The organism is Pseudomonas syringae, from assembly GCF_001698815.1.
Classification (GTDB): domain Bacteria; phylum Pseudomonadota; class Gammaproteobacteria; order Pseudomonadales; family Pseudomonadaceae; genus Aquipseudomonas; species Aquipseudomonas syringae_A.
Window position 1 is genome coordinate 214,424 of record NZ_LGSI01000074.1, and the last position, 13,829, is coordinate 228,252.

Annotated in this window: 11 protein-coding genes and 2 pseudogenes; 5 read left to right on the plus strand and 8 right to left on the minus strand. The window is 58.6% G+C overall.

All coding sequences use genetic code 11. The features are described from left to right. Positions 1 to 234: 234 nt before the first annotated feature. The 4 genes and pseudogenes from AFK24_RS29185 to AFK24_RS29200 form a co-directional block, all read right to left on the minus strand. Positions 235 to 657, minus strand: a pseudogene (locus AFK24_RS29185) (tyrosine-type recombinase/integrase); the annotation flags it as partial. Between the two features lie 323 nt (positions 658 to 980). Then, the gene (locus AFK24_RS29190; protein ID WP_080482369.1) at positions 981 to 1,661 is read right to left on the minus strand and encodes an aminotransferase class V-fold PLP-dependent enzyme; all 681 of its coding nucleotides are present in this window, start codon (positions 1,659 to 1,661) and stop codon (positions 981 to 983) included. Positions 1,662 to 1,696: 35 nt separating this feature from the next. Beyond that, a pseudogene (locus AFK24_RS31080) lies at positions 1,697 to 1,867 on the minus strand (M20 peptidase family dipeptidase); the annotation flags it as partial. A 460-nt stretch (positions 1,868 to 2,327) separates the two neighbouring features. Then, positions 2,328 to 2,837 (minus strand): Lrp/AsnC family transcriptional regulator, encoded by a 510-nt coding sequence (locus tag AFK24_RS29200; RefSeq protein ID WP_065836555.1) that lies wholly within the window; start codon positions 2,835 to 2,837, stop codon positions 2,328 to 2,330. Between the two features lie 199 nt (positions 2,838 to 3,036). Here AFK24_RS29200 and AFK24_RS29205 point away from each other — a divergent pair, with 199 nt between their 5' ends. The 5 genes from AFK24_RS29205 to AFK24_RS29225 all read left to right on the plus strand — a co-directional run bounded on the left by AFK24_RS29205 (position 3,037) and on the right by AFK24_RS29225 (position 9,138). Next, positions 3,037 to 4,053 (plus strand): 1-aminocyclopropane-1-carboxylate deaminase, encoded by a 1,017-nt coding sequence (locus tag AFK24_RS29205; RefSeq protein ID WP_024077475.1) that lies wholly within the window; start codon positions 3,037 to 3,039, stop codon positions 4,051 to 4,053. Positions 4,054 to 4,188: 135 nt separating this feature from the next. Then, entirely contained in the window at positions 4,189 to 4,653 is a 465-nt protein-coding gene (locus AFK24_RS29210; RefSeq protein ID WP_065836556.1) for a transketolase, read from the plus strand. A gap of 59 nt (positions 4,654 to 4,712) precedes the next feature. Further along, positions 4,713 to 5,135, plus strand: a complete 423-nt coding sequence (locus tag AFK24_RS29215; RefSeq protein ID WP_080482370.1) for a hypothetical protein — start codon at positions 4,713 to 4,715, stop codon at positions 5,133 to 5,135. Then, a complete protein-coding gene (gene mdeB, locus AFK24_RS29220; RefSeq protein WP_065836557.1) occupies positions 5,132 to 7,831 on the plus strand; it encodes an alpha-ketoglutarate dehydrogenase in 2,700 nt (899 codons plus the stop codon). The genes AFK24_RS29215 and mdeB overlap by 4 nt, the downstream gene beginning before the upstream one ends. Before the next feature lie 41 nt (positions 7,832 to 7,872). Then, the gene (locus AFK24_RS29225; RefSeq protein ID WP_065836558.1) at positions 7,873 to 9,138 is read left to right on the plus strand and encodes a dihydrolipoyllysine-residue acetyltransferase; all 1,266 of its coding nucleotides are present in this window, start codon (positions 7,873 to 7,875) and stop codon (positions 9,136 to 9,138) included. Between the two features lie 108 nt (positions 9,139 to 9,246). On the opposite strand, the gene AFK24_RS29230 is transcribed toward AFK24_RS29225, so the two are convergent. Genes AFK24_RS29230 through AFK24_RS29245 form a run of 4 tightly spaced genes read right to left on the minus strand, consistent with a single transcriptional unit; the run spans position 9,247 to position 13,821 of the window. Next, positions 9,247 to 10,401, minus strand: a complete 1,155-nt coding sequence (locus AFK24_RS29230; RefSeq protein WP_065836559.1) for a M20 family metallopeptidase — start codon at positions 10,399 to 10,401, stop codon at positions 9,247 to 9,249. Next, entirely contained in the window at positions 10,398 to 11,822 is a 1,425-nt protein-coding gene (locus AFK24_RS29235) for a M20 family metallopeptidase (RefSeq protein ID WP_065836560.1), read from the minus strand. Before AFK24_RS29235 ends, AFK24_RS29230 begins: the two co-directional genes overlap by 4 nt. Continuing rightward, positions 11,819 to 12,808: an ABC transporter ATP-binding protein gene (locus AFK24_RS29240; RefSeq protein ID WP_065836561.1), complete on the minus strand. Its 990-nt coding sequence runs from the start codon at positions 12,806 to 12,808 to the stop codon at positions 11,819 to 11,821. Before AFK24_RS29240 ends, AFK24_RS29235 begins: the two co-directional genes overlap by 4 nt. After that, positions 12,805 to 13,821 (minus strand): ABC transporter ATP-binding protein, encoded by a 1,017-nt coding sequence (locus AFK24_RS29245; protein ID WP_065836562.1) that lies wholly within the window; start codon positions 13,819 to 13,821, stop codon positions 12,805 to 12,807. The genes AFK24_RS29240 and AFK24_RS29245 overlap by 4 nt, the downstream gene beginning before the upstream one ends. Positions 13,822 to 13,829: the final 8 nt, after the last annotated feature.

A 13,829-nucleotide genomic window follows, 5' to 3' on the forward strand; every position in this document is an offset into this window, starting at 1 on the left:
CGCGTCCGTCCCGCCATGAGTTAGCTTCACAATATGGCGACTATGCCACGGTATGTCTTTGGTCACCGGCTTGAAGTACGTAATTTTTTGGGGTTTGCTGAGGACGAGATCAAGATAGTTACTTTTGTCTCGGCGCTTCCTGCAGGAGCTGAGTCTTAATGGGTACTTCAGGAGTGTAGCGGCAAGCGAGCATTCGAAAAACTAGCCGCTGGGTATCCGTCCGGCCAAGTCATCTACCCACGCTTTTACAATGCGTGAATATTGCCGCGTGGAAAGGTGGTCCGAGGTGCGTATCCGACTTGGAAACAAGAAGTCCTCATTCCTGAGGCGGGCCTGTTGTATCCATTCCTCCACGGCGAGTCGGGTGTGTGCAGTGATCTCGAATTGCACAGGCAGTTGAGTCTTTTGCTGCATGACGATGGCCCGCGCTGACACGTGACTTCCATGCGCGACATCACGAACACGTAACTTAGTCAGATCGCATGCACGGAGTTTGCTCTCGATTGCCAGATCGAAAAGCGCTAGATCTCTCACGTTTTCAGAAAGCTCAAGTCTGATCCTGATGCCCCAGATGTCACGCAGACGAAGCGGTGATTTCTGACCGACCAGTTTGCCTTTGCTCCAAGGCTGGTACGAGGAAATGTTTGATACGTTCATGTCTAAGCCTCCATTGTTGGAGGCTTAGGATGGCCGTTGTGCGAGACGGGGTGCAGTCGGCTCAAAGCGGACTGATCGGCCCTGACTGGAGTCGATCAGTTGAGGGGCCCAGAAACTTCAGTCCTCAGCTCGAACGGCCCGGCCAGGGTCGCATTGCGGGGGGCAATAATGGCCACTGCTTTGAGTGTTGGAGTATCAGAGCAAGTATGCCCAAGCGTTATTTAGTTGTCATTGCCGCGTTCTATTTCTCGCAAACCCCTTGCAGAGCGCATGCTACGCGTTCGAAATTCAGCTCATTGATCGCGGCGATACAGATTCGTCCATCACTGACCGCATATATAGAGGAAGGCGATGCCCGGCACGCCCAGCAGATACTTCTGCATGCCGCTGGCCAGCATATCCACGCCGCTGGCTTTGACATCTATAGGCTCACTGCCGGCTGACTGGTAGGCATCAACGAACACTAACGCGCCTTGCTGATGGGCGTGTTGAGTAATAGCTAGTACGTCCTGACGATAGCCGTTGTAAAAACCTACTTGTGACACCGAAACCAGCTTGGTGCGCTCGTCAATTGCAGAAAGGTAGGCTTGAGCACCGACACAATGATCAATGGCATCGACGAAGTGTACTTCTGCGCCGTTACGGCGCTGGGCATGCCACAGCTGGCCAACTGAAGGAAAGTCGAGTTCCCCGACCACGATACGATTGCGCGGGCCACTGAAATCCAGAGCGCTGGCAACACTGGCGGCAGCATCGGTTACGCTGGCACACACGGCAATTTCATCGGCGTCCGCATTGATGAGTCTGGCGAATTCAGCTTTCGCGGCGGCGACTTTACCCATCCAAAGCCCCCAGTCCATACCGCGTTCTACAAGGCTGTCTAGGTAATCGACCACGGCCTTGCGGACCGGAACTGCTAGCGCACTCTGTGAGCAACTGGAGAGTTGTACTTTAGTTTCCAAAGATGGAAACAAGGCTCGTTGGGCTTTGAAAGGGTGGTCCATATCTATCTCCAAAACATTTGGCTTATGGTGTCGACTTACTGGGCGTTCAATCGCTCGAAGTCATCGCCCAGATCCCACAGAACACCTGCCATCAGTTGCAAGGCTTCGCGTGCGACGCTACCGAGCAAATGTTCGTTGGCCGCGTGTTGCGAGCACGCTGGATAGGAGTGCGGTATCCACACAGTGGGTAGTTCAAGGATTTCAGCTAATGTGGTCCTTCGATCTTTGGTGGAGAGAGTGGTTGACGCTCTAGGGAAATCCCACTCTTGGTGAGCTTCGTTGATAACGATATCGTCACAACCCATTTCCCTGATCATGTGGTCGGTCACGTAGGTGGCTTTACGCTGACTCGTGTCGATGGAACCGTTTTGACCTGGTTGAACAACCAACGTAAATAGGCCGTAAAAGCCGCTCCACGGCATGCCCGCCAATGCGCGGGCTAAGCCCGTAAGAGAGGACCACTTTCGCGTCAACGTTTACAAGGGAATCAGCATTATGAGCACTGCTACCTGCCGCATCTGCGGGCTTCTTTATGTGTCGTCTTTGGCAGAGGATCGAACAACTGACCCTGCTATTGGATGCGGACATCACGTCGTTCTTTGATGGATGCTGATGTTTCTGGGACACCGGATTGCAGACCGACGCCTGCTCGGGCTAATTTGAGCCTCAAAGGGGGATGTGGGTTGTCGACAAGACCTGGCGCAACCCCATGAACGAACGAATCTGGCGAACCCCAGGCAGGTAAAGCAATTGCTCCGCGTGGAGCCGGTTGAAACTGTTGCTGTCCTTGGTTCGTATCAACATGAAGTAGTCGAATTCCCCCGTCACCACATGGCATTCCATGCAGCCGAACACCTTTTGCGCCGCGGCTTCGAAGGCTGCGAAGGATTCCGGTGTGGAGCGGTCCAGCACCACGCCGATCAAGACCACCATTCCCGCATCCAGCGCTTCATTGTCCAGCAGGGCGACGATGCCTTTGATCAGGCCGACCTGCTTGAGACGCTCCACACGCCTCAAACACGCTGGCGCGCTCAGTTTCACCTTCTCGGCAAGCGCCACGTTGGAGATGGAAGCATCCCGCTGCAGGTTCTTGAGAATGGCGCGGTCGGTCCGATCAAGCGGGTGTGGCTCCGCGCCTGCGGTGCCGGTTTTCTTGTGAGTATTTGTTGCGCTCATAATGATTTCTACGCAATAAAAATATGTTTTGTTTAATTGGTGTCAAATAATAGTTCTTTAGATAATGAAAACTTGCAACACATATTTTTCGAATTCTTCTTAATATTGAACTCATCGAAGCCCTCCCTGAAAGAGGCTGGAATGCAGCCTTTGCCTTTCGGTCTGGCGCTTGGATATCCGATAATCAAGGAGCAGAGTCATGAACCTGAATCGTTTTAAACGTTATCCGTTGACCTTCGGTCCTTCTCCCATCACTCCCTTGAAACGCCTCAGTGAACATCTGGGTGGCAAGGTCGAGCTGTATGCCAAACGTGAAGATTGCAACAGTGGCCTGGCCTTCGGCGGCAACAAGACGCGCAAGCTCGAATACCTGATTCCCGAGGCACTCGAACAGGGCTGCGACACCCTGGTGTCCATCGGCGGGATCCAGTCAAACCAGACCCGCCAGGTCGCTGCCGTCGCCGCACATCTGGGCATGAAGTGCGTGCTGGTTCAGGAAAACTGGGTGAACTACTCCGATGCGGTGTATGACCGCGTTGGCAATATCGAGATGTCTCGCATCATGGGCGCGGATGTACGACTGGACGCCGCCGGGTTCGACATCGGCATCCGGCCCAGTTGGGAGAAGGCCATGAACGATGTGGTGGAGCGGGGTGGCAAGCCGTTCCCGATACCGGCGGGTTGTTCCGAACATCCCTACGGCGGCCTCGGGTTTGTCGGCTTTGCCGAGGAAGTGCGGGAGCAGGAAAAACAACTGGGGTTCAAGTTCGACTACATCGTGGTCTGCTCCGTGACCGGCAGTACCCAGGCCGGCATGGTCGTTGGTTTCGCCGCGGACGGCCGTTCGAAGAACGTTATCGGCATTGATGCCTCGGCCAAGCCAGAGAAAACCAAGGCACAGATCCTGCGTATCGCCCGGCACACCGCTGAGCTGGTGGAACTGGGTCGTGAGATCACCGAAGACGACGTGGTGCTCGATACACGCTTCGCCTACCCGGAATATGGTTTGCCCAACGAAGGTACGCTGGAAGCCATTCGTCTGTGCGGCAGCCTTGAAGGTGTGTTGACCGACCCAGTGTATGAAGGCAAATCCATGCACGGGATGATCGAAATGGTCCGCCGTGGCGAGTTCCCCGAAGGCTCGAAAGTGCTTTACGCACACCTGGGCGGGGCACCTGCGCTGAACGCCTACAGTTTCCTGTTCCGCAACGGCTGATTAACGCCAATAACCTGTGGAGCGAGCTTGCTCACGAAGCGGTGGGTTAGTCGGCATCAATGTTGAATGTCAGGCCACATCGTCGGATCGCCGCCCGGAGCAAGCTGCTCCTACCAAACCGCCGGGAGTACCGCCATGCATGCGATATCGCAATCCGCAGTCTGGATCAAGGAACCTTCGGCGGATGCCGGAGTGGTCATCGTTACCAGCGCCGCGTTGCCCAAATACATGATCGACAAGCTGCACGTGGCGATAGATGACTGGGACCAGGTGGCTTATCTAGCCGTCAAGCAATCCGAGGAGTTGATGGTCGACTGGTTGCTGGTCGGGTCTAGCCCGGAGCAATCTGCTGGGGGCTACGCATGTTATGCCAGCCAACTGTTGCGCTCTGTCTCCCACGGAAGTTTTTTACTGGATGTCGAAGTCGGCACGGTTCCCGGCTTGACCTGGCTGGGGTCCGTGCGCGGTCACCCGTTGCGCGTCGTCGAACTGGGAACGATAGCCTCATCCACCGCAGCGATGGATCAACAGGTTGAAAAAGTGCTTTCGGCGACCCGCTGTCTGGCGAAAAGCGTGCTGCAGGCGCGCGGCGTCATTTAGCCAGTGTCCGCGCCAATTCGCCTGTTGAATCCACCCCCCAAACAACAAAGGCAACGCCTATGAGCCAAGCTGCCGACTGTCGTACCACCGCCCTGAAGTGGATGCGCGAGCCTTCAAATTGCACACGTATCGTGGTCATCGCGTGCGGGCTTGATAGCGATCATATTGACTTGATCCATCAGGGTTTCAGCTGTTTTGACAATGTCGCACTGATCCATGTCGATGCTGTGAACACGGTGCCTGGCCAGCTCGCTGAAGTGCGAGTGGCCAAGGGTGACTACTGTTTTGTAGTGCTCGGTGAACTGGATGAGCGTTTATTGCACGACCTTTCCATTGGTCAGCCCTGCATCTACCCGATTGCTTCAGACGGGGCGGCCGAACGTTCGGTCATTGCGGCGGTAGAACAGGTGAAAAGCCTCGCCCGAGTGAACCGTTCGCACCACCTTGAAGTGTTACCCGACACCTGCAGGAGTTGCTCATGAGCCCATCCGATATCCAGACCCAATTGCCGGGCCAGACAGCTGAAGATGCACAGGAAATGGCCGAGTGGCAGGAGGCGTTGCTGTCCGTCATCGCCCACGGCGGCACGGTCCGGGCAAAACAGATCCTCGACATGCTGGTGGCCGTGGCCAGCACTTCCGAGATCGGTTGGCGGCCCAGCCACGGCACGCCCTATATCAATACGATCAGCGTCGAGCAGCAGCCGGTGTTTCCGGGCGACTTGGCGCTGGAAGAGCGACTGGCGTCGATCATGCGCTGGAACGCGCTGGTCATGGTCGCCAGGGCCAACCAGACCTATGGGGAACTGGGTGGCCACATCGCCAGTTACGCCAGCGCCGCCGATTTGTTTGAAGTGGGCTTCAACCATTTTTTTAAGGCGCGCACCGACACTCGCGGCGGTGATCTGGTGTTTTACCAGCCGCACTCGGCACCGGGCGTTTATGCGCGGGCCTTTCTGGAAGGGCGCCTCGAGGAACAGGATCTGCAACATTATCGGCAAGAGATCAGCGCACGTGCCAATGGCGCTCGGGGTTTGTCGAGTTACCCGCACCCGTGGTTGATGCCGGACTTCTGGCAGTTCCCGACCGGCTCGATGGGCATCGGTCCGATAAGCTCGATCTACCAGGCGCGTTTCATGCGTTATCTGGAGCACCGCGGCCTGCAAAATACCTCGGGGCGAACCGTCTGGGGGGTGTTTGGCGACGGTGAAATGGATGAGCCGGAAAGCATGTCGGCACTGACCCTGGCGGCGCGTGAAGGGCTGGATAATCTGGTGTGGGTGGTCAACTGCAACCTTCAGCGCCTAGACGGTCCGGTGCGTGGCAACGGTCGCATCATCGATGAGCTGGAGTCGCTGTTCGGCGGGGCCGGCTGGAACGTCATCAAACTGGTCTGGGGCTCCGACTGGGACGGATTGTTTGCCCGGGATAAAGACGGCGCGCTGGTCCGGGCATTGTCGGCTACGGTCGATGGCCAGTTCCAGACGTTCGCGGCCAAGGATGGGCGCTTCAACCGCGAGCATTTCTTCGGCCAGGACGAAGCCCTGGCGCATTTGGCCCAAGGCCTGACCGACGAGCAGATCGACCGCCTCAAGCGCGGTGGTCATGACCTGGTGAAAATCTTTGCCGCGTATCAAAGCGCAATGCTCGAGGGTAAGAAGCCTACGGTCATCCTAGCCCAGACCAAGAAGGGCTTCGGCATGGGCGACGCCGGGCAGGGCAAGATGACCGTGCACCAGCAGAAGAAACTCGATAATGAGGCGTTGATCGCATTTCGCAACCGTTTCAACCTGCCGTTGACCGATGAACAGGCCATCTCTCTGAGCTTCTTCAAACCGGGCGACGACAGTGCCGAAATGCGCTACCTGCATGAACGCCGCCGTGCGTTGGGCGGTTACATGCCTACGCGACCTTCGACCTGCGAGTCATTGGCCGTACCCGATGTAGACAGCTACGCCGTGTTTGCCATCGCCGCCGAAGGCAAGGAAATGTCCACCACCATGGCCTTCGTGCGGATGCTCAGCGGATTGCTGCGGGACAAGCAACTGGGGCCGCGCATCGTACCGATCGTGGCGGATGAAGCGCGTACCTTCGGCATGGCCAGCCTGTTCAAACAGATCGGCATCTACTCCAGCGTGGGGCAGCGTTATGAGCCGGAGGACATTGGTTCGATCCTGAGTTATCGAGAAGCCCTGGACGGGCAGATTCTCGAAGAGGGCATCAGCGAGGCCGGCGCCATCAGTTCCTGGGTGGCTGCCGCGACCAGCTACTCGGTGCATGGCCTGCCGATGTTGCCGTTCTACATCTATTACTCGATGTTCGGCTTCCAGCGCATCGGCGACCTGATCTGGGCAGCGGCGGATCAGCGCGCTCGCGGGTTCCTGCTCGGCGCGACTGCGGGGCGCACAACCCTGGGCGGCGAAGGCTTGCAGCACCAAGACGGTAACAGTCACGTGATGGCGTCGATGGTGCCCAACTGTCGCGCCTACGATCCCGCGTTCGCCGGTGAGTTTGCGGTGATTCTGGATCACGGTATGCGCCAGATGCTGGAGCGCCAGGTCGACGAGTTTTACTACGTCACCTTGATGAACGAGAACTACCCGCAGCCCAACCTTCCCGAAGGTGTCGAACAGGCGGTTATCAAAGGCATGTACTTGTTCGCCCGGCATGAAGTCGAAGACGCGCGCGGCAGCGTTCAGCTGTTGGGCTCCGGCACTATCCTACGCGAAGTCATTGCCGCCGCCGAGTTGCTGGCCCGCGACTGGAGCATCGACAGTCAGGTCTGGAGCGTCACCAGCTTCACCGAGCTGGCCCGAGATGCCCGGGAAGTGGAGCGCTGGAATCGCCTGCATCCCGGACAACCTGCGAAATGCAGTCATGTTCAAGAATGCCTCGACGACTCGGCGCCGATCATTGCCTGCACCGATTACGTGCGCGCTTTGCCCCAGTTGATCGCCAGTTATCTCGATGCCCGTTACACCGTGCTCGGCACCGACGGCTTTGGCCGCAGTGATACCCGCAACCAGTTGCGCAGGTTCTTCGAAGTGGACCGCCACCAGATTGTCTTGAGTGCGCTGACCTCACTGGTGCAGGAGGGGCGTCTGGACGCCAGTGTCTGTGCCGAGGCGATTGCGCGCTACGCCATTGACGTTGACGCAGTAGTCCCTTGGGACGCTTGAAGCCGGGGCTTCAGGTCGAGTCGAATTTTCAGGAAACGGTTATGAAGAATGTGCATGAAGTTCGAATGCCCGACATCGGCGATGCCAAGGATGTCGGTGTCATTGAAATCCTGGTCAAGGTGGGCAATGCGGTAGTCGAAGGGCAGCCCCTGATCATCGTCGAGACCGACAAGGCGTCCATGGAGATTCCTTCGCCGCAAACGGGCGTGTTGCAATCATTGGCGGTCAAGCTGGATGACAAGGTCAGCGAAGGATCGTCGATTGCCTTTATCGAGATTGATCGCCCATTGTCGGTGCTTCCACAATCGGATGTCGCACCTGTAGCCGAAGCCGTTGCAACCTGCGCCGAACCCGAGTGGGTCGTTGCGGCGCCATCGCCAACCGAAACCAATGGTTCACTAACGGACTTGCCGCTGGCATCGCCCTCGGTGCGCAAGTTCTCTCGGGAACTGGGTGTTTCACTCAAGGCCATTCAGGGCACGGGAGCGCGTCATCGCATCACTAAGGATGATGTCCTGGCCCATGTAAAAGGGGCTCTGACCGCCCAGGCGCCGGCGGCCAATGCTCAGCCGTTGGGTGCTTTATTACCTTGGCCGGTGGTTGATTTCGCCAAATATGGGCCGGTGGAAAATAAGGCGCTATCCCGGATCAAGAAAATCAGTGGCGCCAACTTGCACCGCAACTGGGTGATGATTCCTCACGTTACCAATCATGACGATGCGGATATCACATTGCTGGAACAGTTCCGTGTGCAGATGAACCAGGAAAAAGCACAAGGAGGAGTAAAGATCACGTTGCTGGCCTTATTGATGAAAGCCTGTGCGGCGGCGCTGAAAAAGTTTCCGGAGTTCAATGCCAGCCTCAATGGCGACGAACTGGTGTTTAAGCGTTACTTCCATATTGGGTTTGCCGCCGATACGCCGCAGGGGTTGGTAGTCCCTGTGATCAAGGATGTAGACCAGAAAGGCGTGCTGGCGATTGCCCGGGAAATGTCGGAACTGGCGGCCAAGGCCCGTGCGGGCAAGTTGAGCGTTGCCGATATGAGCGGTGGGTGCTTTTCCATCTCATCGTTGGGCGGGATCGGCGGGACTTATTTCACGCCGATCATCAATGCGCCCGAAGTGGCGATCCTGGGGGTGGGTAAAAGTGTCGAGAGACTCGCCCTGGAGGATGGGCAGGTTGTCACGCGGAACATTCTGCCATTGAGCCTGAGCTGGGATCATCGCGTGATCGATGGCGCCGCCGCCGGGCGTTTCAATGCCTATCTGGGCAGTGTGCTGGCGGATTACCGCAGGCTTGTTTTGTAGAATGTCATCTCGTCGGTGGTATGCCATCCGGTGATGACATCAACCTTCAACGCCGGGGCGTGACTGCGTGAACACCCTATCCCCGGCGATTCGTAGAGCCCCATTACCTCAGTTGCTCTCGCCGACAGCCAGAATGGTCGCCACCAAGGCCAGAGCGCGAGGCACCAGCGTGTCCAGTTCCAGGTATTCACGATCGGTGTGGACCTTGCCACCCACCGGCCCGAGGCCACACAGCGTTGGAATGCCCAGGCTGGCGGTGAATCCGGAGTCGGCGCAACCGCCGGTGAACTCACCTTCGACACTGAAACCCAGGGCCAGCGCCTGCTGTTGATAGATCTGCAGCAGCCGAGTGCTGTGCCGCGCCTCCATTGGTAAGAAGGTCGTCGCCTCCTTGAGAATGGCGCTGGTGCCCGGCAACTCCTCTTCGGCGACGATGGCCTGGATCCTGGCCAATATCGGCTCCCAGTGTTTGAGTTCAATAAAGCGAACATCCAGTTTGGCCGAGGCACTGGGCGCGACGGTATTGCTGGAGGTGCCACCGGATATCAGGCCAACGTTGGTGGTGATACCTGCCGAATAATCGGTCAAGGCGTGCAGCTTGATGATCTTGCGTGCCAGCGCTTCGATGGCGCTGGCGCCATCAGCGTGGTTGACCCCGGAATGCGCCGCACGGCCGCTGACCTCGATGATCAATGTCGCGCCACCTTTGCGGGCGCTGACTACATTGCCGCTGGCCCGGCCCGGCTCGGTATTGAGTACGGCGCGGGCGGCACGGGCGGCGCTTTCAATATGGGATCGGGCGCTGCCGGAGCCGATTTCTTCGTCACCGGTGTACAGAACCTGCACCGGATAGGGCAACTGACCGGCGCGCTTGAGTGCCATGAGGGCGAAGCAATTGAGCACCAAGCCGCCTTTCATGTCGGCGACACCGGGGCCATAGGCGAGGTTGGCGTCACGGCTGTAGCCGCGAGTCGTGGTGGTGCCTTTGGGGAACACCGTGTCGCGATGGCCCAGCAACAGCACCGGCTTTCCAGATTCGCCTGGCACTTCGGCGAGTATCACGTCGCCAAAACCATCGACCGGAATGCGCTTGAGCAGGATGCCGTCGGCTTCCAGTTCAGCCGCGAGCAGCGCGCCCACAGCGTCGACGCCCGCCTTGTCATAGCTGTTGGAGTCTGTGTCGACGATACGCTGCAGCAGCGATTCCATGGCTTGGCGCTGGCCGGCAAGCCAGTCCAGCGCCTGTTGGGGAGTGGCGCTCATTGCCCCAGCCCCCGTAACTGATGTTCATGAGTCAGGCGTGCTGCGTCGTTGCCCAGGTCCCAGAACAGCCCCGCCATGATTTGCAGGCTTTCCTTGACCACCGGCGCCAGCAAATGCTCGTTCGGCGCATGTTGCGAGCAGGCCGGGTAAGAGTGCGGCACCCACAATGTTGGCAGACCGAGCACGTCCGCGAACACGTCGTTGGGCAGCGAGCCGCCGAGGTTAGGCAACAGCGCAGGTTTTTTACCGGTGGTCTGTGCCAGAGAGTCGAGCGCCCATTTGACCCACGGGCTTTGCGGGTCGAGCCGGGTGGCGTGCATCACGTCGATGCGGCTTTGCTTGACCTCTACATGACTGAAACCATGGGCATCCAGGTGGGCGCGCACTGCCGGGATAAAGGTCGTGTAGTCGCTGTCCACCACGAAGCGGATATGGCAGTGGGCGTTGGCCTTGCCGGGGATTGCATGCACCGGGGCCTCGGGATTGCCGGTCTTGAAGGCGATGACGTCGAGGGTGTTCCAGCCAAAGACTTTTTCGCTCAGCGACAGCTGCGGGTTACCCCAGTTGGCGTCGATGTCCGGATCGCCCGGCCCGCCACCCACTTCAATATCGGCCAGCGCCTGGCGAACCGCTTCCGGCAGTACCTGCGGCATCAACCCCGCCACTTTCACCCGGCCGTGTTCATCGACCATGCTCGCGATGGCATTGGCCAGAATGATGCCGGGGTTGGCCAGCAGCCCTCCCCAGTTGCCAGAGTGATGAGCGCCTTCGCGCAAGTTGACTATCAACTCGAAATTGAACACCCCGCGCGAGCCGAGAAAAATCGTCGGTCGTGATGCCGCCAGCCGTGGGCCGTCAGACGCGATGAACACATCCGCCGTGAGCTCTTCACGGTGTGCGGCACAAAATGCATTCAAGCCCGGCGAGCCTTCTTCTTCGCCCATTTCCAGCAGCAGTTTGACGTTGAAACCCAGCTTGCCGTCGCGAGCCTTGAGCGTTTGCTCAAGCGCGGTCAGGTTGATCAGATGCTGGCCTTTGTTATCCGCCGTTCCGCGGCCGTACCAGCGATCGCCTTCGACCGTGACTTGCCACGGCGACAGGCCTTCACGCCATTGCGCCTCATAGCCGCGCACCACGTCGCCGTGGCCGTAACTGAGAACGGTCGGCAGTTCTGGATGTTCAATGCGTGTGGCGATCATGAAGGGACCGCGCTCTGCCACCGGGTTGTCATAGATCTTGACGCTGAAGCCCATCGCCTCGACATGCGGGGTGATGAAGTCATTGAGGTAGCGATACAACTCAGGCTGGCTGTCCGCTGCCTGGCTTTCGGTGTGCAAGGCGACGCTACGTTCGAGCAGATTGAAAAATTCGCCGTTGTCAAATTGCTCTGTGGTGTTGCTGATGGCCAGTGAACGACTCATGAGTGGACAAGCTCCAGTGTTTGGGCAGAATTGTCGTGAAGGTGGCAACGCACGTTGCCGCCGATAAGCGGACCATTGGCCGGATAGGCCGTTTTGCAGGGGGCGAAGCAACTCGGGCAACGCGGATGGAAAGCGCAACCGGACGGCGGTGACATGGGGTTGGGGAAGGTGCCGTGCAGGCCGATGTCGGGAATGCCCAGGCGCGGATCGGGGGTGAGCACCGAGTCCAGCAAGGCGCGGGTATACGGATGACCGGGCTCTGCGAACAATGACTCGCGCGTGCGCTCCTCGACAATGCGCCCCAGGTACATCACCGCGACCCGGTCTGCGAGGTGTTCGATGACCGCCAGGTTATGGCTGATCAGTAGATAGGTCAGGCCGAATTCGCGCTTGAGGTCTTGCAACAGGTTGAGAATCTGCGCTTGCACCGAAACGTCCAGCGCAGAGGTGGGTTCGTCGCAGATCAACACGTCAGGGCGCATGATCAACGCACGGGCAATTGCCACCCGTTGCCGCTGGCCGCCGGACAGTTGGCTCGGATAGCTGTCGATGACCCGTTTGGGCAGGCCGACCACCTCAAGCATCTCTTCGGTCTTCTTGCGCCGCTCGGCGGTGCTGCCGATGTCATGCACGATCAGCGGCAGGGTAACGATTTCGCGCAGTGTCTTGCGCGGGTTCAGCGAGGAATACGGGTCCTGGAATATCGGCTGAATGTGCCGGGACATTTCCTTCCGATCAGTCGCCGCCAGATGTTTGCCATTGACCAGCACATCGCCGCTGGTAGGCGGCAACAAACCGAGCAGCATCTTTGCCAGGGTACTTTTTCCACAACCGGACTCGCCTACCAGACCGAGGGTCTCGCCACGCATCAGACGCAGGGAAACGCCGTCGACAGCCTTCAGGGTGGCGGCGGGTTTGAAAAAGCCCTTGTTGATCCGAAACTCGCGACGGATGTCACACAGCTCCAAAGTGATGTCTTTTTTCATGACCTTACACTCTCCTGAAGGCGAATCGGTGCCGGGTCTGGTGCGGCGAACAGGCAGCGCGCCATGTGTCCGTCCTGTTCGACTTCGGGGATGTTTTGCGCGCAGGCTGGTATCGCCTGACCGCAACGATTGCGGAACGCACAACCTTGCTGTTCGCCTACCAGACTCGGCACCAGGCCTGGAATCGAGCCCAGCGCCTCACCCGGTTTGGTCCGGCCAGGGATTGGAATACTGGCCAGCAGACCACGGGTGTACGGATGCTGCGGGTTCTCGAACAGTTGCAGGGCAGGAGCGGTTTCGACGATTTCCCCGGCATACATCACTGCGACCCGATCGGCGATCCGTGCCACCAGCCCAAGGTCGTGGGTGATGAAGATCACCGCCAGGCCGAGTTCTTTCTGAATGCCGCGGATCAAACGCAGGATCTGCGCTTGAATGGTCACGTCCAGTGCCGTGGTTGGCTCATCAGCGATGATCAGGTCGGGTTCGCACATCAACGCCATGGCGATGATTACCCGCTGGCGCAAACCGCCAGAAAGTTGATGCGGATACTGACGCAAGCGCTCGGTGGCATTGCTGATACCGACTTTCTCCAGCATTTGCGCGGCGCGAGCCAGGGCATCCTTGCGCGACACCTTGCGATGCTGAGTCAGCACTTCGCTGAGCTGATCGCCAATGCTGTAGGCCGGGTTCAGTGAGGTCATCGGTTCCTGGAAGATCATCGCCAGACGGTTGCCGCGCAGGTCGCACATGCGCCGCTCGCTCTGGCCGAGCATGTCGATGCCGTCCAGCGTCAGCCGGGACGCGGTGCGTTTAGCCTTGCGTGGCAACAGGTCCATCAGCGCCAGCGAGGTCAGGGATTTACCGCACCCGGATTCGCCGACGATGCACAGCATTTCACCGCGCTCGACTTCAAAATCCAGACCGCGCACGGCGTGCAGCACGTCATCCGGCGTCGGGCTGTTGCCCATCGGGATGTCTACGCGCAGGTTTTCAACATGGAGTAGTGCCATGTTCGGTA